At 54.5% G+C, this 17,347-nt stretch carries 21 protein-coding genes; 6 read left to right on the top strand and 15 right to left on the bottom strand.

Annotated features, from left to right (window positions below; genetic code table 11):
* Nucleotides 1–36 precede the first annotated feature (36 nt).
* Complete coding sequence (gene thiT / locus BBD38_RS11225; protein WP_066688253.1) at nucleotides 37–729, top strand: energy-coupled thiamine transporter ThiT; 693 nt, start codon at nucleotides 37–39, stop codon at nucleotides 727–729.
* Between the two features lie 225 nt (nucleotides 730–954).
* Here the strand turns inward: thiT and BBD38_RS11220 are convergent, their stop codons facing one another.
* Entirely contained in the window at nucleotides 955–1,767 is an 813-nt protein-coding gene (locus BBD38_RS11220) for a sugar phosphate isomerase/epimerase family protein (protein ID WP_066688252.1), read from the bottom strand.
* Between the two features lie 110 nt (nucleotides 1,768–1,877).
* On the opposite strand from BBD38_RS11220, the gene leuB reads away from it, so the two are divergent.
* Nucleotides 1,878–2,939 carry a 3-isopropylmalate dehydrogenase gene (gene leuB / locus BBD38_RS11215; protein ID WP_066688250.1) on the top strand — a complete coding sequence of 354 codons (1,062 nt, stop codon included), beginning with the start codon at nucleotides 1,878–1,880 and terminating at the stop codon, nucleotides 2,937–2,939.
* Nucleotides 2,940–3,130: 191 nt separating this feature from the next.
* Here leuB and BBD38_RS11210 read toward each other — a convergent pair whose 3' ends face one another.
* The 3 genes from BBD38_RS11210 to BBD38_RS11200 form a co-directional block, all read right to left on the bottom strand.
* Nucleotides 3,131–3,640 carry a helix-turn-helix domain-containing protein gene (locus tag BBD38_RS11210; protein WP_066688248.1) on the bottom strand — a complete coding sequence of 170 codons (510 nt, stop codon included), beginning with the start codon at nucleotides 3,638–3,640 and terminating at the stop codon, nucleotides 3,131–3,133.
* A gap of 218 nt (nucleotides 3,641–3,858) precedes the next feature.
* Nucleotides 3,859–4,248, bottom strand: coding sequence for a DUF3795 domain-containing protein (locus BBD38_RS11205; protein ID WP_066688246.1), 390 nt, complete (start codon nucleotides 4,246–4,248; stop codon nucleotides 3,859–3,861).
* A 48-nt stretch (nucleotides 4,249–4,296) separates the two neighbouring features.
* Nucleotides 4,297–5,934: a D-alanyl-D-alanine carboxypeptidase family protein gene (locus BBD38_RS11200; RefSeq protein WP_066688244.1), complete on the bottom strand. Its 1,638-nt coding sequence runs from the start codon at nucleotides 5,932–5,934 to the stop codon at nucleotides 4,297–4,299.
* Between the two features lie 270 nt (nucleotides 5,935–6,204).
* Here BBD38_RS11200 and BBD38_RS14540 point away from each other — a divergent pair, with 270 nt between their 5' ends.
* Nucleotides 6,205–6,351, top strand: coding sequence for a hypothetical protein (locus BBD38_RS14540; protein ID WP_156738179.1), 147 nt, complete (start codon nucleotides 6,205–6,207; stop codon nucleotides 6,349–6,351).
* Nucleotides 6,352–6,478: 127 nt separating this feature from the next.
* Nucleotides 6,479–8,002: an acyl CoA:acetate/3-ketoacid CoA transferase gene (locus BBD38_RS11195; RefSeq protein WP_066688243.1), complete on the top strand. Its 1,524-nt coding sequence runs from the start codon at nucleotides 6,479–6,481 to the stop codon at nucleotides 8,000–8,002.
* Nucleotides 8,003–8,243: 241 nt separating this feature from the next.
* Here BBD38_RS11195 and BBD38_RS11190 read toward each other — a convergent pair whose 3' ends face one another.
* The 7 genes from BBD38_RS11190 to nth all read right to left on the bottom strand — a co-directional run bounded on the left by BBD38_RS11190 (nucleotide 8,244) and on the right by nth (nucleotide 12,541).
* Entirely contained in the window at nucleotides 8,244–8,762 is a 519-nt protein-coding gene (locus BBD38_RS11190; RefSeq protein ID WP_066688242.1) for a GNAT family N-acetyltransferase, read from the bottom strand.
* Nucleotides 8,731–9,096 (bottom strand): ribosome silencing factor, encoded by a 366-nt coding sequence (gene rsfS, locus BBD38_RS11185; protein ID WP_066688240.1) that lies wholly within the window; start codon nucleotides 9,094–9,096, stop codon nucleotides 8,731–8,733. The genes BBD38_RS11190 and rsfS overlap by 32 nt, the downstream gene beginning before the upstream one ends.
* Nucleotides 9,096–9,662, bottom strand: a complete 567-nt coding sequence (gene yqeK / locus BBD38_RS11180) for a bis(5'-nucleosyl)-tetraphosphatase (symmetrical) YqeK (protein ID WP_066688237.1) — start codon at nucleotides 9,660–9,662, stop codon at nucleotides 9,096–9,098. Before yqeK ends, rsfS begins: the two co-directional genes overlap by 1 nt.
* Nucleotides 9,640–10,296 (bottom strand): nicotinate-nucleotide adenylyltransferase, encoded by a 657-nt coding sequence (gene nadD, locus BBD38_RS11175; RefSeq protein ID WP_066688235.1) that lies wholly within the window; start codon nucleotides 10,294–10,296, stop codon nucleotides 9,640–9,642. The genes yqeK and nadD overlap by 23 nt, the downstream gene beginning before the upstream one ends.
* A 3-nt stretch (nucleotides 10,297–10,299) precedes the next feature.
* Nucleotides 10,300–10,584 carry a ribosome assembly RNA-binding protein YhbY gene (gene yhbY, locus BBD38_RS11170; RefSeq protein ID WP_066688233.1) on the bottom strand — a complete coding sequence of 95 codons (285 nt, stop codon included), beginning with the start codon at nucleotides 10,582–10,584 and terminating at the stop codon, nucleotides 10,300–10,302.
* A 65-nt stretch (nucleotides 10,585–10,649) separates the two neighbouring features.
* Nucleotides 10,650–11,918 (bottom strand): GTPase ObgE, encoded by a 1,269-nt coding sequence (gene obgE, locus BBD38_RS11165; RefSeq protein WP_066688229.1) that lies wholly within the window; start codon nucleotides 11,916–11,918, stop codon nucleotides 10,650–10,652.
* Nucleotides 11,915–12,541 (bottom strand): endonuclease III, encoded by a 627-nt coding sequence (gene nth, locus BBD38_RS11160; protein ID WP_066688228.1) that lies wholly within the window; start codon nucleotides 12,539–12,541, stop codon nucleotides 11,915–11,917. The genes obgE and nth overlap by 4 nt, the downstream gene beginning before the upstream one ends.
* A 228-nt stretch (nucleotides 12,542–12,769) precedes the next feature.
* Here nth and BBD38_RS11155 point away from each other — a divergent pair, with 228 nt between their 5' ends.
* Together BBD38_RS11155 and BBD38_RS11150 are read left to right on the top strand one after the other, a co-directional pair.
* The gene (locus BBD38_RS11155; RefSeq protein WP_066688227.1) at nucleotides 12,770–13,252 is read left to right on the top strand and encodes an RNA polymerase sigma factor; all 483 of its coding nucleotides are present in this window, start codon (nucleotides 12,770–12,772) and stop codon (nucleotides 13,250–13,252) included.
* Nucleotides 13,239–14,372, top strand: coding sequence for a hypothetical protein (locus BBD38_RS11150; RefSeq protein WP_066688225.1), 1,134 nt, complete (start codon nucleotides 13,239–13,241; stop codon nucleotides 14,370–14,372). The genes BBD38_RS11155 and BBD38_RS11150 overlap by 14 nt, the downstream gene beginning before the upstream one ends.
* 80 nt (nucleotides 14,373–14,452) lie before the next feature.
* Here the strand turns inward: BBD38_RS11150 and BBD38_RS11145 are convergent, their stop codons facing one another.
* The 4 genes from BBD38_RS11145 to BBD38_RS11130 all read right to left on the bottom strand — a co-directional run bounded on the left by BBD38_RS11145 (nucleotide 14,453) and on the right by BBD38_RS11130 (nucleotide 17,325).
* Complete coding sequence (locus BBD38_RS11145; protein ID WP_066688223.1) at nucleotides 14,453–14,704, bottom strand: TM1266 family iron-only hydrogenase system putative regulator; 252 nt, start codon at nucleotides 14,702–14,704, stop codon at nucleotides 14,453–14,455.
* 4 nt (nucleotides 14,705–14,708) lie between these two features.
* On the bottom strand, nucleotides 14,709–15,911 hold the full coding sequence (locus tag BBD38_RS11140) for a S41 family peptidase (protein WP_066688219.1): 1,203 nt from the start codon (nucleotides 15,909–15,911) through the stop codon (nucleotides 14,709–14,711).
* Between the two features lie 291 nt (nucleotides 15,912–16,202).
* On the bottom strand, nucleotides 16,203–16,781 hold the full coding sequence (locus tag BBD38_RS11135; protein ID WP_066688217.1) for a uracil-DNA glycosylase: 579 nt from the start codon (nucleotides 16,779–16,781) through the stop codon (nucleotides 16,203–16,205).
* A complete protein-coding gene (locus tag BBD38_RS11130; RefSeq protein WP_066688215.1) occupies nucleotides 16,762–17,325 on the bottom strand; it encodes a uracil-DNA glycosylase in 564 nt (187 codons plus the stop codon). Before BBD38_RS11130 ends, BBD38_RS11135 begins: the two co-directional genes overlap by 20 nt.
* Between the last annotated feature and the right edge of the window lie 22 nt (nucleotides 17,326–17,347).

The raw sequence follows: 17,347 nt of genomic DNA, 5'->3' as shown, positions 1-17,347 counted from the left end.
ACCCGGGACGACTTCACTCAAAGGAGGATTTTTATTATGTTTGACAGTTTTTCCGAGCTTACCCTGCCCGCCATCATCATTGTGTGCGCGGCCATTGCCGCAGGACTCATTGGTTATTTCCTGTACCGGCGCAAAACGAACGGCGGCAGGCAGATTACCAAAAAATCGCAGTGGACAACAAAGGAGCTGACGACCGCGGCCCTGTGCATCGGCGCTTCCTTCCTGCTGAGCTTTATCAAGGTTTTCTCGATGCCGAACGGCGGCTCCATCACACCCGCCAGTATGCTGCCGATGCTCGCCTTTTCCTATATCTATGGATTTAAAAAGGGCTTTGTCGCGGGGCTGTGCTATGGCCTGCTGCAATTTGTGCAGGAACCGTTTTTCCTGTCTTTTCCGCAGTTTGCGCTCGATTACCTTGCGTCCTTTTCCCTGCTGGCATTGGCTGGATTCGCCAAAAGCAGCATTATCCCGGGAATTTTGTACGGATGCGGCGCGCGGTTCGTCTGCCAGTTCCTTTCCGGCTGGATTTTCTTTGGCATGTATGCGCCCGAAGGAATGCCCGCCTGGCTTTACTCCCTCGGGTATAACGCGACGGTGGTCGGGATCGAGTGTGTGATTTGCGCGGTGGTCGCGGCAATTCCTGCGTTATATAAGATGTTTAACCGCCTGAAGAAAGAGGCCCGGGCGCAGCAAAAAGCGTTCAGCGGCCCGGCGCAGACCACTGCCTGATAAACGGCGTTTCACCGCCGGCCAGCAGGTAACAGGGAATAACGGCCGTGCCGCCGGCGGCAAATTGTTTGTCCGGCGGGTTGGGCGCGGTCCAACGATATCGGAGCGGCCCCTGTGGAGAAAGGGGCCGTTTTTTGCGTATCAATGATGCACAAAAAGAGCAAAAGCGCACGGCTTTCGGGATGCGCGCAAATTGTTCACTAAAAAAAGCGCGTAATATGGGTGCTAGTCTTTGAAAAAAGCCGAGACCTTGCCGTAATTGGCCATCAGGTCGTCATAGGAGCCGTAATCGCCCGGATAGACCTCGAGCATCAGCAGGCCCTGGTAATCCATTTGGGAAAGCTTTTCCTTCATTGCGGTCCAGTCCATCTCTCCCTCGAACGGAAGGCAGGGAATGATTCCCTTTTCCGGGTCTTTGCGGTAATCGCACACATGGATGTGCGCAAGGCGTCCGTCCATATCGTCTATATAATCCATGACCCCATAGCCGGACTGCGCCGCCTGCTTGATATCGAGGGTGAAGTACAGGTTATCGCTGTCCGTATGGCGGATGAGTTCGCGCGCGAAACCGGGCTGCGCATACCAGCACCAATGCACGGTTTCCCATGCAAGCTTGATTCCCTTTTTCTTTGCGCGTTCCGCAAGGATTGCGGTGCGTTCGCCCGTAAACCCGTAATTGACGTGAAAGGTTTTGGCGCGCTTGACGTTCATGGGGCCGTGGAACACATAAATTCCGGCACCGACCTCCGCGCCCGCGTCCGTTACCCGTTCAAACATATCCAGCGCCTCTTCATACTGCCGCGGATGCGTGGAATAGAGCTGGGGTTCAAATTGCGTGCACAGGGCATGGATGGAACGAATCCTCGCCCCTTCCCCCTGCGCGATGCGCCGGAGCTCGCTTGTGAACGGCTTTTCATATTCCGACATGGCGGAGAAGAAAATTTCCATATCCCGCACGCCGAGTTCCGCCATTTTTTGTACCGATTCTTCATTTAAAAGCCTGCAAAAGAAGCAGGCTGTCGACATTCCTGTTTTCATTGTACATCCTTTCCTGTTCCTATTTTATTTCATGGCGCCCCTTTTGTCCAATTTGTTTTTGTTATATAATAGGTGCGTATCTTATTTTACGACAGGAGGACAAGAAACGAATGGATTATAAAATTGCCAGAATCCCCGGCGACGGAATCGGCCCCGAAATTTCGGAAGAGGCGGTACGCGTGCTGGACCGCATCGGCGGGCTCTATGGCCACACCTTTATGTTTACCGAGGTGGACGCGGGCGGTGTTGCCATCGATAAATACGGCGACCCGCTTCCGGAAGAGCAGCTTGAAACCTGCCGCAAAAGCGACGCGGTGCTCCTCGCGGCGGTGGGCGGCGAAAAGTGGGACGACCTTCCGGTGGATAAGCGCCCGGAAAAAGGACTTTTGCGCCTGCGCGGCGGACTGGGATTGTTCGCAAACCTGCGCCCGGCAATTATTTACAATGAGCTTAAGGCGGCGTGTCCGCTGAAGGACGAGATCGTGGGGGATAACCTCGATATCCTGATCCTGCGCGAGCTGACGGGCGACGTATATTTCGGGGAACGCGGCGGCGACGACGTTACATATTCCTCCGATTTGATGAACTATCACGATTATGAGGTGGAGCGCATTACGCGCCTTGCGTTTGAATCGGCGCGCAAGCGGAATAAAAAAGTGACGAGCGTAGACAAGGCGAACGTCCTCGCGACCTCCCGCCTGTGGAGGAATACGGTCAGCCGGGTGGCGAAGGATTACCCGGATGTCGAGCTTACGCATATGTATGTGGACAACGCCGCAATGCAGCTTGTGCGCAACCCGCGCCAGTTTGACGTGGTGGTGACGGGCAACCTGTTCGGCGATATCCTGACGGATGAAGCCAGCATGATTACCGGGTCGATCGGCATGCTGCCGTCTGCGAGCCTTGGTTCCACAAAACTCGGGATGTATGAGCCCATCCACGGCTCCGCGCCCGATATTGCGGGAACGGGCAAGGCAAACCCGATTGCCATGATTCTTTCATGCGCAATGATGCTGCGGTATTCCTTTGACCTCGAAAAGGAAGCGCAGGCCATCGAGGCGGCAGTGAGGACTGTGCTGAAAAACGGCGCGCGTACCGCTGATATTGCGGCGGGTGGAAAATCCGTTTCGACGCGCGAAATGTCCGACCTGATCCTCGCGGAGCTGAAATAAAGCATTACGTAAAAATGGGCGGCCATTAGGCGACCCCAGATAAAGAGGTATCGCGGCATGTGACAGCAAAAGAGGTACTATCGGCGGGAAGCGGATAGTACCTCTTTTTGTGTTAGGCAGCGGCAGGCATATATCTCCCCGGCAAACAAGGGTTTTGAAACCTGAATTGCGCCCCAGGAGGCAGCGCGGTTTTATACTTTCTTCCGCGTTAAGAAAATTCCAACGATTGCCCCTACCAGGATAATCGGCGCCAACCTGACAAACAGCCATTCAAATGCGTGAAAAGCCGCTCCGGCAACGGCGGTTTCAGGGTTGCTGTAATCCCAGCCCAAATAAGGGCTATTGAATACCCCCAGGGCCGCAAAAATGATTACTGTGACTACACTCAATGAGATAAGCAGCCAATGCAGCATGTTTCTTCTCGTGGTTTTTCTTTGTGCAAGCTGTAAGTTTATAACCTCCAGTTTTCCGGAAATCGCTTTTAGGCCATCAACCTCCGACTCAGCAACAGTTTCTCCAAGCAAGGTGCTTACGGGTGTTTCAAGTGCTTCCGATATGGAGATCAACATATCGGAATCGGGAACTGACAATCCTTGCTCCCATTTAGAGATTGTTTGCCGCACCACATTCAGTTTGACAGCAAGCTCCTGTTGAGAAAGTCCTTTTGATTTTCGGATTGCCTTAATGTTTTCGTTTAACATCAGGGATAACCTCCTTTCTTTCAGTCGTTGCCATTACTGTAAGAGAAACTGTCCGTTGCCGCAAGCAACGCGTATTAACATTCAATATCTTCATGTTTCTTTTCCTGCCTGCTCAAAGGAACGCGCTCTTGATTTTCTCAATCTCCGCTTCATGTTCCCCTGTCTCTCTTCTGTGCATTTCAAAAAAAATGGAGGGACTGCATGTGAGCCGTCCATTTCTATTTCCATCTTGCGCCGCAGGAAAGGCACACGTCCCGATGGACGCAAAGCGTTGCGCCGCAGCTTGGGCACATCCAGCGTTTTTCCTCCCGCCGCACAAACGCTTCTATCCCGCTTTCGCTGATATCTTCAAGATTTTCCAGCATGCTCATACCATACTTTGTGCGATAACGTTTATCAAGGCTCTTTAGACGCGCACAACGGCGTTCGCAGTCATAACAAAATCCGGATTTCGGCAGGCTTACACAATTCCTGATGACGCAATTCACGCATCCCGCCGGTTTGTTCCCGTCGCCGCCCCGGCAGCCCGGGCATTTTTTCTTTTTGCGCTGCCGGGAAACACATAATTCACAATTCATTCCACACGGGGCGATCATGGATTTTTCCATTTTTCAGCTCCTTATAAAAAAGAACGGCCCGCCAGGGCCGCCTTATGATTACAACCTATGCTTCCTGCTTCCGCCGGGCCGCCCCGTATTCTTGCGCTGCACCGTACCAGTGCGCACCTGGACCGGCTTTGATTTTACGGCCGGGCCGCGCTTTGCATAATATGACCGGCGGCGGGATTTATTTACCGCCCGGACGATCAGCAGCGTGAGGACAACCGCAGCCGGAAGGATAATCCACAGGTACCATAATTCAAATGTAATGATGGGAACCCCGTATTCCTTGCTCGTTGCGGATTCCTCCCCCTGGGGATAGACATCCCTGCCCGCGATGAGGGGCGCGGTATAGAGCTCCTGCCCGTTGAGCGAATAAGTAACCGTTCCAAGCTGCTGCCCTTCCGTAATAGGCGCCTGCAGCGGTTCTTCAATATTCGTTTTTTCTTCCAGTTTTAAGCTGCCGTCCTGGAGTCCCTGCACGGTAGCCGCGTCAACCAGCTGTACATCGGACGCAACCCCCGTGAGGTCGGCCTTGACCTCAAGCGAGCCTTCCCCGGGATCGTTGTTCGCAACATTCCCGATTTGTTCGGTAAGCGCGACGGGAGAGGCAAACTGCGCAAGGTCCACCTTGGCGTAATTGGTAAAGCCATAGTCGAACAGGTATCTTGCAATATCCCAGCGCGCAAAGGCATTGGGAATTCCGGCATCCTTATCGCCCACGGACAGGTCGCCGAAAATAACCGCAATCAGGTTCAGGCCGCCATCCGACGCGGACGCGACCAGGCAGCCGTAGGACTTGATATATTCCGTCGCCCCCGGCGGAAGAATCCGTTCCAGCGTTCCCGTTTTCATGCCGGTCGCCTTATCGTACAGGTATGGTGCAAGCTCGGGTTTCTTGGTGGGCGTATGGAGCAGGTAGTTTGAGTTTTCAACCGGCTCCGTTCCCTGCAGCGCTTCCGATTCATAGGTATAGGAAGGCGCGCTCATGACCTCTGCCAAAAACGGATATTTTTGCGCTTCCATCGCAAGCTTGACCATATCCGCCGCTGTTGAATAGTGGTCGTGGCCGACATCCGCGATATAAATTCCATGGGGATTCAGAAAGTGCGTGCCCGTCATGCCGAGCTCCTGCGCTTTATCGTTCATCATCTGGACGAAGGCCTCTTCCGAGCCCGCAATGTGTATGCCAAGCGCGACCGCCGCATCATTTCCCGAGCACATCATCAGGCCGTACACCAGGTCTTTGACCGAGACGTCTTTTCCGACAAGCAGGCGCAGGCCCATCAGGCTCGAGGCCGTATTGAACTGGTCGACCTCCGCCGGGATGGTCACAATTTCGTCCATTTCGCAATGTTCCATTACAAGGATTGCCGTCATCAGCTTGGTGGTGCTGGCCGGGAAAATCGTCCAGTCCGCATTTTTGGAAAACAAAACCTCGCCCGTATCCGCATCCACCAGCATCGCGGATATGGAGGAAATCTGTGATAAATCGACCTCGGGCGCGCCTTCCTTTGTCTCCGTGGTTTCCGGCGGGGTTGCCGTCGGCTCCGGGGTGGGTTCCGGCGTTGCTTCAGGGGCTGCCTCTTCCTGCGCGGCAGGCTCCTGGGAAGCCTCCGGCTCCGCAAAGGCGGTTGTTATGGGAAATGTAAGGATCATCAGCACCGCAATGATCCATGCAAATTTCTTTTTCAAATGTGGCACCTCTCAAAGTCTCTATATAACAACCTATATTATACATTACAGAGCCTTTTTTGTATAGACTTGTACCCCCTTTTGTCATACTTTTTTCACATTTGCCGTCAGTGCCGGCGGCTGGAAATACATCTTTATACACGGGTATCCGGCTGCCTGCGCAGGGTTAAAAACCGTTACATTAAAATTTTGCGGCGGTGACCGCAGATGTAAACGGGTCCGGTTACAATGGGACTATTGAATTCGAAACCGGAAAAAGGAGGCAGCACCATGTTTGAAATTATTTTCTCGAAAGAAGTATTGACCGTGCTTTCCGTTGCGCTGGCGGTTATTGCCGCGATGAGCGTTTCGGCGATCCTTATGGGCCGCAAGGACCGTAGAAAGTACCGCAGGCCTTCGGAGGTTCACCAGAAATAGGCTTTATTTCCAATGCAATTACAGGTTATTTACCGCTGTGCAAATTGAGCCGCCCACTTGAAAATGCCGCCGTGTTATTGGATAATAGACGGGTAATTATTATTTTTTGAAGAACGGATGGTGGCTTATGAGTTTTAAAGAAATTACATCAAGGGAGGCGGCGGCCCTGATTCCGGACGGCGCGGTGGTCTCTGCAAACGGCTTCGTCATGGCGGCGGTGGCGGATGAATTGTGTTATGCACTGGAGCAGCGCTTCCTCGAAACGGGTTCGCCGAAAGGACTTTCGCTTGTGAGCGTTACTTCCGTAGGCGACGGCGGGGAGCGCGGCCTGAACCGCCTTGCGCATAAGGGCTTGATTAAAAAGCTGGTCGCCGGGCATATTAACCTGATGCCAAAGCTCCAGCAAATGATTTTTTCGGAAGATATTGAAGGCTATAACCTTCCGCAGGGAGTGATGGCACAGCTGATGCGCGACGTAGGCGCGCGCCGCCCCGGGCTGGTGACGCAGATTGGCCTCGAAACATTCGTGGACCCGCGTTTTTCCGGCGGACGGCTGAACAGCATTTCAAAGGATGAACTGAATGAGATCGTGACCCTGGACGGCGAGGATTACATCCGGTATAAGCCTTTTTCCAAAATTGATTTTGCATTCCTGCGCGGCACACGCGCGGACAGGGACGGCAATATCAGTATGGAAAAGGAGGCGGCTGTGGCGGACGCCCTTTCCGTCGCGCAGGCCTGCCACGCGCTCGGCGGGAAGGTGATTGTGCAGGTGGAGGAAATTGTGGACGATATCCCGCCGCACATGGTGCGCGTTCCGGGAGTCCTGGTGGACTATGTGGTGCGGACAAGCGACATGAAATTTCACACGCAAACCGCCGCGGCGGATTATAATCCCGCTTATTCCGGGCAGGAGCGCGCGCCTAGAGGCGCGATGCCCACGCTGCCCGCCGGGCCGCGGCGTATCATTGCCCTGCGCTCGCTGAAAGAACTGAAACAGGGCGGAGTGGTGAACCTTGGAATCGGCATGCCGGAAGGGATTGCGGCGGTGGCGGAAGAAAAAGGAATTTCCGATTTTACCTTGACCGTGGAGGCGGGCGGTATTGGCGGTTCCCCGCTTTCAGGCGTGGAATTCGGCGCGACGCTGAACCCCGGGGCGATTGTTTTCCAGCACCAGCTATTTGATTTTTACCACGGCGGCGGGCTTGACCAGGCGTTTCTCGGCCTCGCGGAGGCCGACCCGCAGGGCAACATCAACGTCAGCAAATTTGGGCCGCGCATTGCGGGCTGCGGCGGATTTATCTGCATCACGCAATCGACGCCCGAGCTTTATTTTATCGGCACCTTTACCGCAAAGGGACTCGAGGTTGAGGTGAAGGACGGAAAGCTTCGCATTATCAGCGAAGGAAGCATCAAGAAATTCAAGCACGACATCGAGCAGCTTACCTTTTCCGCCAAGCGCGCCAGGGAACTCGGCCAGAAGGTTATGTTCATTACCGAACGGTGCGTAATGCGTTTGACGGAAGGCGGCCTGATGCTGACCGAGATTGCGCCGGGTATCGAGCTTGAAAGGGACATCCTCGCGCATATGGAATTTAAACCGCTGATTGCGGACGACCTCCGTGAAATGGACGCGGATGTGTTCGCATAAAAAAGAAAGCAAAAAACACCTGCCTTGGCAGGTGTGGGATTGTCGATAAAATCGGCAAGATCAGCAGACTGTTCAAAAATCTGCAAGTCGAGGAAGCAGAACGCGCAAAAGAGCGAATAATATATACAATATATGAGCGTTTTTTCGCGTTCGCTGACGCTGAAAGCACCGAAGGCTACATCCCTTCGGTGCGGTTGCAGAGAATTTCAACAGTCTGACACCTGCCTTGGCAGGTGTTTTTTTATGTATCCAGCTTAAAAACCATTACGCAATCTTCGGTTGTTTCACGGACGGCCCGTGCGCCAAGCTTCCGGTACAGGCGCGCCGCGGCGTTCGCCTTGTGCACACTGAGGGAGACCTGCCGATAGCCATGTTCCGTGAGCAGGCAGAGCATCTTTTCCATAAGCCGCGTACCGATTCCCCTGCCGCGGTATTCCGGCAAAAGGGCTATGGCAAGCTCGGGCGTTTCGTCGTCCACATAGCCGTATCCTTTATTTCCGCCACCAAGCAAACGCGCCCATACCGCGCCCGCAATTACGCCGCTTATTTCCGCCACGAGGCAATGATCGTGCTCCCGCCCAAAGCCGTCAATATACATATTAAGCTTTGGGCCAAAAACAATCTCCCGTTTTGTGGGCGGCTCCCCCGGCAGGCGGAACAGCGCCTGGTACAGCATTTCCGGCAGGACCACAGCGGCTTCTTCACGCCGGAGCGGGCGAATCACCGTCTTACCGTTCTTTATGCTCTGCGGAATAGTCATAGAAATTGCCTTCCACCTTCCACAGGCGCTCGAGCTGGTAAAACTCACGCTCCTCTTTATGGAAAATATGCACGAGCACGTCGCCGTAGTCGATAACCACCCAACGGCCCTCGCGCTCCCCCTCCGTACGGATCGGGGACACTTCCTCTTCCTCGCGCAGCTTAAACTGCACCTCCTCCGCAAGGGTTTGCACGTGCGACACATTCGGGGCGCTCGCCACCACGAAATAGTCCGAGATGATGGTCATATCCGCCACCTTCAGGATAACGATATCCTGCGCCTTTTTATTGTCCAGTATTTCCGCAATCCGTTCCGCCCGCTTAGAAATTTCCATTAAATCTCCTCCCCCGGAAATAAATTCCGGTAATAGTTGTATGCCCCGACACTGTCCGTATCGATCAGGCTTTTGTTTTCAATAATGTGTTCGATTGACATTTGCAGGGCGTAGAGCACCGCTTTATCGATATTCTGATATGCGAGGTCCCGCAGCTTTTCAACGCCGTCAAAATCGCGGTTTGGTTCAATGTAATCCGCAAGGTATACGACTTTTTCGAGCATCGTCATGCCTTCCCGGCCCGTCGTATGCCACCTTATGGCGGAAAGCACCTCTTCGTCCGTCACATAGCCCTTCTCTTTCAGCACAGCGGCGGCAGTATGCCCGTGCAGGGTCTTTTCCGTAATATAGGGGATATGGTAGCGTTCCGCCAGCGCGATATTGTCCTTTTGCTTGGTATAATCGTGCAGCAGGCCCGCCAGCCCCGCTTTATCCACATCCGCGCCATAGCGGTGCGCGAGGCTGACCGCCGTTTTTTCGACGCCGAGGGCATGTTCAAATTTTTCACCCTTTAGGTTTCCCGCGACTTTTTTGACGATCGCGTCACGGTTCCCGGTATAGTCCATTTGCAATAATGTATTCCTCCACATTCCCTGGGACCAGCCCTTCTATGCTGCGTCCTTCTTTTACCCGCTTCCTGATATAGGAGGAGCTTACGAAAAGCCCTGTATATTCCGACAGGAAAACCTGCGCGCCATATTCCCATTTGAGGCGGGAAATCTCGGCGGAAAGCTTCAAGATATCGTTGTTTTGCCGCCGCACGCAGATAAATTTCGTTATTTTGAACAGCTGTTCAAAATCATGCCAGGTGCATAACTCAAACACCGTATCCGCGCCGACAATGAAATAATAATCGGTTTGCGGATTTTTCTCCCGCAGGGCCGCGATGGTCTCTACGGTATAGGAACAGCCCTTTTTCCTGACCTCGAAATCAAGCACCTTTACGTCTGTTCCCGCCGCGCACATCCGCGTCATTTGCAGGCGCATTTCCTTGGGGGCAAGCCCGAGGCTTTTATGCGGCGGATTGCCGCAGGGCATGAGGTAAACCTCGTCGAGCGAAAACTCCCCTTTTACCTGATGGGCCATATCCACATGGCCGTTGTGGGGCGGATTGAAGGTGCCGCCCAAAATGCCGACCCGCTTCGGGCGGGCGAACAGGCGCACGTTTTGTTCGATTGTAATGCTTTGCGGACGTTCCATATCCTATAACTCGATTTTCCTGTCTTCAGATTCCCGGTATAAAACAAACTTCCTGCCCAGCACGGAAACGCCTTCCGCGCCGAGGGCCGCCGCAAGTTCGTCCGCCGCTCCGCGCGCGGTAAGCGCGCTGTTCTTAAGCACCGTTCCCTTGATAAGCTCGCGCGCGGTGAGCGCATCGTCCGCCTGTTTCACAAGGTTTTCCGTAATGCCGTCCTTGCCGATATGCAGGATCGGCTCCATCTTCTGCGCCATGCCGCGCAGCTTTGCACGTTGTTTGCTTGTCAAAATTCTTTCTCCATTTTCGAAATGTACCTTATCTGCCGAATAACGCAGGATGCGTGGATACAGGCAAGCTATTCCACAAAATCGAATTCCTCGCCGTTCAGCCGCACCGTATCCCCATCCTTCGCGCCCGCGCGTTCGAGCGCTTTGATGATGCCCATATCTTTCAGCAGCTTATGGAAATGCCGCATCGAATCCACCTCATCGGGATTGATACGCGCAAATATTTCATTGATGAGCGAGCCGTTGGCCTCGAGAACGCCGTCTTCCCCGCGGCCGACTTCAAAGGTGAGCTCTTCATCCTCCATCTGCCACTCTTCGATCACGCCCTCCTCACGGATGACCTGTTCCTCGGGCAGCGTTTTCAGCACCTCCATCATGGCGGCGCGCAGTTCGTCAATGCCCTTGCGGGTGGCCGCCGAGGTGAGGAACACTTCCTTATCCGGATATTTTTCACGGAAGCGCGCGAGGTTTTCCTCCGCTTCCGGTAAATCCGCCTTGTTGGCCACAACGCGCTCCGGCCTTTCGGCAAGCTGCTGCGAATAGCTTTTCAGTTCTTCGCGGATTTTCACATAATCGTCGAGCGGGTCGCGGCCCTCGCTGCCCGCGATATCGAGCACGTGGGCGATCATGCGCGTCCGTTCGATATGGCGCAGGAAATCGTGCCCGAGGCCCGCGCCTTCGGACGCGCCCTCGATGAGGCCGGGGATATCCGCCAGGATAAAATCATAATCATACGACTTGACCACGCCGAGGTTGGGCGCAAGCGTCGTGAAATGATAATTTTCGATTTTGGGCTTTGCGGAGGTCATGCAGGAAAGCAGCGTCGATTTCCCGACGTTCGGGAAGCCGACGAGGCCTACGTCCGCAATGGATTTCAGCTCCAGGATCACCTCGCGGGGCTGCACCTTCTTGCCCGGCGTGGAAAAACGCGGGGTTTGGCGCACCGAATTGGAAAAGCGCGCGTTGCCCTTTCCGCCCCTGCCGCCGCGAAGCACTGTGGTGCCCTCCGGATCGCGGATATCCGCGACCACACGCCCGGATTCCTTATCGATCACGACCGTACCCGCGGGCACCTTGACGATAATATCTTCGCCCGTTTTGCCGCGCATGTTTTTCTTGCGGCCGTTTTCGCCGTTTTCCGCTTTGAATTTTTTATGGTACCGGAAATCCATCAGCGTGCGCATGCCGGGGTCCGCAACAAAAACGACGTTGCCGCCGTTGCCGCCGTCGCCGCCGTCCGGTCCGCCCGCGTTGACATATTTTTCACGGCGGAACGAGACCGCCCCATTGCCGCCGTCGCCCGCTTTTATCACAATTCTTACTTTATCAACTATCATAAATTTTTATTGGGGTAGGGGCACAGGTCCTCGATACAGCATGTGCCGCACAAGGGCTTTTGCGCTTTGCACACCCGGCGTCCATGCCAGATGAGCCAGTGATGCGCCTGTGACCAGTCCTCTTTCCTGATTATTTTTTTGTCCTCTTCCTCGACCTTGTTGGGGTCGTCCGAATGCGCGAAACCGATGCGGTTTGATACGCGCTTTACATGCGTATCCACCGGAAACGCCGGAAGCCCGAACGCGAACGCCAGCACCACATTGGCGGTTTTGCGCCCCACGCCGGCGAGCGTGGTCAGCTCTTCCTCCGTATGCGGGACAACCCCGCCGTACTCGCTCATGATGCGCTGTGCGCAGGCAATAAGGTTTTTGGCCTTGTTTTTATACAGGCCGCACGTCTTGATGTAACCTTCCACCTCCGCAAGGTCGGCCTGCGCGAGCTCTTTCGGCGAAGGATACTTTTTGAAAAGGTCTTTCGTGACAATATTGACGCGCACGTCCGTACATTGCGCCGCGAGGATTGTGGCGACCAGAAGCTCGTAGGGGTTCTGGTAATGGAGGGCGGACTCGGTATCCCCATATTCTTTTCGTAACCGTTCAATAATTTCCTGATTCTTATCCATGTTATTATTTTAACACAAATTCTCCTTCTTTACCAAGAAACAAACACCTTTTCCTTTATTCGTCGACACGCCGTATGTTTCGGCCTATACTGAAAGCACAGGATTATAATCAGCCCGTATCGCCGTTCGTAATCGTATAAATTTTTCCGTTACGGGAACCTTTGCGCCCCTTTTATCCTCTAATAAGCAGAATCGATCACCGGCCGGTGAGGAAAGGGCAGTTAAACCATGGACAAAAAAGATTTCGGAGAGCTTGTCAATGCCGCGGCGCCCACGCTGTACCGTGTTGCAAAATCATTCCTGAAAAATGACGCGGACTGCGAGGACGCCGCCCAGGAGGCAGTGGCAATCGCTTTTTCAAAGCTTGCTTCCCTGAAAAACGACCAATATGCGAAAACATGGCTGGTACGCATCCTGATGAACGAATGCCGCCGGACGCTTCGCATGCGCAAGCGCGTTGTGCCTTCCGGGAATATCGACGCCGGGCATACCCCGGAGGACCAATCGGGGCTGTATGAAGCGCTTATGGGGCTGGAGCTCAAATTCCGCACGCCCATCGTTCTCCACTATCTGGAAGGATTTTCCGTCGGGGAAATTTCCGCAATGCTGAAAATTCCTCCCGGCACCGTGAAAAGCCGTCTTGCGCGCGCGCGGCAAAAATTAAGAACGCTTCTGCACAATTTGGAGGATATTGACTATGAGAGAATTTAACTGGAATGAATATCCCGGAATGCCCGAGCGCTTCCGGAGCAAAATTGAATGGGAGGTGATGCGCCAGTGCACATCCAAGCGGCGCGGTTCCCGCCGGACGAAACGGACGCGCCGGATCGTATGCATCGCGCTGATCGTTTGCCTCGTTTGCGGGGCGACCGTTTACGCGGCCGGTTTTAAACTCCAGTCCCTGCTTGGCACCGCGGACGATTCCGCTTTGGAGATTATCCGGAGGGACGTGCCTATAAAAAGCGTGGAGGAATCGCAGCCGCCGGAAAATGAAAACGCGGCGGAGAGCAGCGCCGCCGCTGTCCCGCCGAAAGCGGGCGTTCCTTTGCTCAGGATCGACGAGGTTTTATACGACGGCACGGGAATCTACATCTACGCTTCCGCGACGGAGGAGGGGGAAAATTACGACCTTGCCGCAGACGGTATTGTGATCGCCGGGGAAAATTACGGCCTGATCGGCGACTGCACGGCGGAAAACGAATACTATTTTTACGCCGACCTTTCGGACGCCGGGCTTACGGAGGATTTTGAGGTTACCCTGCCGTTGTCGGTCTATGGGAAACATTCGTTGTTTGGCAGCAAGTTTAACATAATTGACGGCGTCCATTACCAGTACCACGGGCCGACCACCCGCTTTGACAACCAGGAAATCCGGTTCATGGTGCAGGCCTCGGGTTCCGTCAAGGCGATTGAGCCGGGGCCCGTCGAGGGCGAAGGCTGGCGGGTTGGCGGGCTTTCCGTCAAGCTTGCGCCCACCGTCACCGCCGTAAGCTATACGCTGTATTTCACGGGCGGGAACGCGCAGGAACGGGCGGAGGAATATGTGTCCCCCGCGCCGCCTTACCTGAGCCTCGATAACGGCACGGAAGCCCTGAACTCAATGGAAGACCGGCCCACGCTTGCGGAGGGAACCAGCATTTCCCCTCCCCACGAGCAGGAGGACGGGAGCTGGGCGGTTGAAGTGAAGTATAACCTGCGCCCCTTCCATTCCAAAACGGAGACGCTTACCATCGTGCCCTGCAAATATGAGATGGACAGCGAGGACAAGCCCGTTCCAGGCAAGGCGCAGGCAATGGACGAATATGCGTTTACCGTGGACTGTACGCAGTGAGAGGCCATAAAAAGACCTCCGCAGCAGGTCTGCGTGGACACTAAAAAATGGAGTCTCCCGGGAGAGACTCCATTTTCGTTTCAATAGGTTTTATTGGTCATCATGCTTTTTACGGTGACGCCGGGAAGATTCCCGAGCCGCCCCGTCATGGCCCCGACCTGGTCGCCCGTCGCCTCTACCACGAGGGAAATGATGTTGATATCCTTTTCATGGTTGGGCACGCCCATGCGCGCATGCACAAGTTCTGAATATTCGGACAGGATGGCGTTTACCTGTGTGACGCTTTCCTTATGTCCTTCAATGATGACCGCTATGATTCCAATCCTGTTCATCGGCTTATCCTCCCTGCGCGGTCATCTCGCCGAGCGTTGTCAGCGCCTGCTGGAGCTGCGCGTCCGTTTCAAAGGTCAGCCGTCCTTCCGGATTGCTGACCGCGATATCCGGCGTAACCCCGTCGTTGACCGCTTTGTCGTCCGGCGTATAATAAAGCGCGCTAGTGAGCTTTACGCCGCCGCCCGAATAGGGCATGTCCACAATGGACTGGACAACTCCCTTGCCATAGGTCCGCGTGCCGATCACCTGGCCGCGCTGCCGCCCCTGCACCGCCCCCGCAAAAATCTCGGCGGCGGAAGCGCTGTTTTCGTCGACCAGCACGACAAGCGGAATCTCGAAATAATTGGCATCCACCGTAAGCTCGTCGCGTTTATTTTCTTTATCCACCGTATAGGCGGCAAGCCCCTCGGGCAATATTTCGTCCAGCATCGAGACCGCGGCGAGGGCGCTGCCGTCCATGTTGCCGCGTACGTCGATGAGCACGGCTTTTGCTTCTTCATCCTTTAAAAACTGGATGGCGTTTTTAAATTCTTCCACGCAATTCCCGTTGAATTCCGAAATTGCAATTTGGGCGATATCATCCGTAAGCATCGTATAGGTCACACGCTGCGCATCCACATTCGCGCGCGCCACTTCGACCTCCCGGGGTGCGTCCGCGCCTGTTTGGACCGTAAGTTTTACGGAGCTGCCGCTCGGCCCGCGCAGCATATTGAGGGAGCTTTCATAATCAAGCCCGCCGACGTCCGCGCCGTCGATGGTGAGGATTACGTCGTTTTCAACGAGTCCCGCCGTTTCCGCCGGGCTTCCCGCATATACGCGTTCCAGCTTCAGATGCCCGGTTTTCTGGTACGGCCCCGCCGTGACCCCGATCCCGACGAGGTCCGTATCGGACTGCTGGTTGAATTCGCGGTATTCTTCCTCGGTATAGTATACGGAATAGGGATCGTCCAGCGCCCCGACCATTCCTTTGAGCGTTCCCGACACAAGGTCGTCCTGCTCGACATCCCGGTAATAGGTGTCGTTGATGATTTTTTCAAGGTCGCTGATTTCCATGTATTTCTGGATATCCTGATAGCTGCCTTTTCCAAGCAGGATATCGTTCCCCTTGATTTTGGACGTTTGATAGAAATACACAAACAGCCCTGTTACAAAGCTTGCCGTGACCGCAATCACCACGCACACGATAAACAGTCTTTTTTTATCCAAACGGTTCTTACCTCCATGCGGATTGTCGTTCTCTTCTTCCCCGCCTGCTTTTATCTTATTGGCCGGAAACTGCCGGCATCCTTTCGGCCGGGTTCTCCGGCGTACGGTTTGCAGCGCCTGTCACACGCCGCCGTTTATCAATTGCTGTAAGAATGAAACAACGCACTTCCGTGCGCTTTTTGCTTTTTTGATATGCCGTCGTTCCTTTTTTAATTGTTACAAACTTATTACACCCACAATTATATCACTTTATTAAAAAAATGCAAGTTCCTGCGGATTGTGATGCAAAAATTATAGATTTTTTTCCAGCAATACGGCCAAATTTGAAAGATCGCGGGAATAGGTTTCTTTGAGGGAGGGATTATAAATGATGCTGGCCGGATGATAGAGCGCGAACAGCCGGTATTCCTTTCCGCCGACGTCGGCCCGTTCCGGTTTTCCGTGATAATCGCCGATATTGGCGTCAAAGCCCCTGACCGCGCGAAGGGGCGTATTTCCCAGCGTTACGATGAGCCGTGGGGCGACGAGCCCTATTTCCTCCCACAGGAACGGCTGGGCCGCAAGGATTTCCTCCTTCGTGGGCGGACGGTTTGAAACGGTATTTTTGGCGCTTACCTTTGTGGGCCGGAATTTACATACGTTGGTCACGTACAGTTCTTCCCGGGACAATCCGAGCGTCTCGAGGAAGCCCGTCAGGTTTTTTCCGGCCTTGCCCACAAACGGCTTTTTCTGCGCGACCTCGTCCCGCCCCGGCGCTTCCCCGACGAGCATCAGACCCGCGTCCGGCTTTCCGTCGCCAAATACGAGCTCCTGCCCGGGATATGTTCCGCTGATCCGGCGATACAATTTTTCAAGAGAGTTTAAGTTCATGCAGCGTTTCCTTCAGCACCTGAAAATCATTTTTCGCGTGTTCCGCATAGTCGGGATTGTGGAGCAGGGCAGCCGGATGGAAGGTTGGCATAATGTGAAAATTTTTAACCTTCACGCACACGCCGTGCTCTTTCATCATCCGCACATCCCTGCCGAGTATGACCCCGGCCGCAATGCGCCCGAGGCACACGATCACTTTCGGTTTTACAAACGCCACCTGGCTGCGCAGGTAACCGATGCAGGCCGCGCGTTCGTCGTCCTGCGGGTCGCGGTTGCCCGGCGGACGGCATTTAACCACGTTGGCAATATACACATCCTCCCGTTTCAGCCCGATCTCCCCCAGCATACGGTCCAGGAGTTGCCCGGCCGGGCCGACAAACGGCCTGCCCTGCTCGTCCTCCCGCGCGCCCGGGCCTTCGCCCACGAACATTACGTCCGCGCGCAAATTTCCTTCGCCGAACACAACGTGCTTCCGTGTTTCCGAGAGCCTGCACTTCCTGCAGTCCATAACCGCCTGATACAGCGTTTTGATATTGTCATACATAAGAAACCCTTCCGCCTCCGGG

The organism is Christensenella intestinihominis (genome assembly GCF_001678845.1).
Taxonomy (GTDB): Bacteria; Bacillota; Clostridia; order Christensenellales; family Christensenellaceae; genus Christensenella; species Christensenella intestinihominis.
This window is presented reverse-complemented; position numbering and strand designations above follow the sequence as displayed.

What these genes read in the sequence shown, in the direction of transcription:
- thiT (WP_066688253.1), top strand. Translation starts at nt 37, where the DNA reads ATGTTTGACAGTTTTTCCGAGCTTACCCTGCCCGCCATCATCATTGTG.
- BBD38_RS11220 (WP_066688252.1), bottom strand. Translation starts at nt 1,767, where the DNA reads ATGAAAACAGGAATGTCGACAGCCTGCTTCTTTTGCAGGCTTTTAAAT.
- leuB (WP_066688250.1), top strand. Translation starts at nt 1,878, where the DNA reads ATGGATTATAAAATTGCCAGAATCCCCGGCGACGGAATCGGCCCCGAA.
- BBD38_RS11210 (WP_066688248.1), bottom strand. Translation starts at nt 3,640, where the DNA reads ATGTTAAACGAAAACATTAAGGCAATCCGAAAATCAAAAGGACTTTCT.
- BBD38_RS11205 (WP_066688246.1), bottom strand. Translation starts at nt 4,248, where the DNA reads ATGGAAAAATCCATGATCGCCCCGTGTGGAATGAATTGTGAATTATGT.
- BBD38_RS14540 (WP_156738179.1), top strand. Translation starts at nt 6,205, where the DNA reads ATGTTTGAAATTATTTTCTCGAAAGAAGTATTGACCGTGCTTTCCGTT.
- BBD38_RS11195 (WP_066688243.1), top strand. Translation starts at nt 6,479, where the DNA reads ATGAGTTTTAAAGAAATTACATCAAGGGAGGCGGCGGCCCTGATTCCG.
- BBD38_RS11190 (WP_066688242.1), bottom strand. Translation starts at nt 8,762, where the DNA reads ATGACTATTCCGCAGAGCATAAAGAACGGTAAGACGGTGATTCGCCCG.
- rsfS (WP_066688240.1), bottom strand. Translation starts at nt 9,096, where the DNA reads ATGGAAATTTCTAAGCGGGCGGAACGGATTGCGGAAATACTGGACAAT.
- yqeK (WP_066688237.1), bottom strand. Translation starts at nt 9,662, where the DNA reads ATGGACTATACCGGGAACCGTGACGCGATCGTCAAAAAAGTCGCGGGA.
- nadD (WP_066688235.1), bottom strand. Translation starts at nt 10,296, where the DNA reads ATGGAACGTCCGCAAAGCATTACAATCGAACAAAACGTGCGCCTGTTC.
- obgE (WP_066688229.1), bottom strand. Translation starts at nt 11,918, where the DNA reads ATGATAGTTGATAAAGTAAGAATTGTGATAAAAGCGGGCGACGGCGGC.
- nth (WP_066688228.1), bottom strand. Translation starts at nt 12,541, where the DNA reads ATGGATAAGAATCAGGAAATTATTGAACGGTTACGAAAAGAATATGGG.
- BBD38_RS11155 (WP_066688227.1), top strand. Translation starts at nt 12,770, where the DNA reads ATGGACAAAAAAGATTTCGGAGAGCTTGTCAATGCCGCGGCGCCCACG.
- BBD38_RS11150 (WP_066688225.1), top strand. Translation starts at nt 13,239, where the DNA reads ATGAGAGAATTTAACTGGAATGAATATCCCGGAATGCCCGAGCGCTTC.
- BBD38_RS11145 (WP_066688223.1), bottom strand. Translation starts at nt 14,704, where the DNA reads ATGAACAGGATTGGAATCATAGCGGTCATCATTGAAGGACATAAGGAA.
- BBD38_RS11135 (WP_066688217.1), bottom strand. Translation starts at nt 16,781, where the DNA reads ATGAACTTAAACTCTCTTGAAAAATTGTATCGCCGGATCAGCGGAACA.
- BBD38_RS11130 (WP_066688215.1), bottom strand. Translation starts at nt 17,325, where the DNA reads ATGTATGACAATATCAAAACGCTGTATCAGGCGGTTATGGACTGCAGG.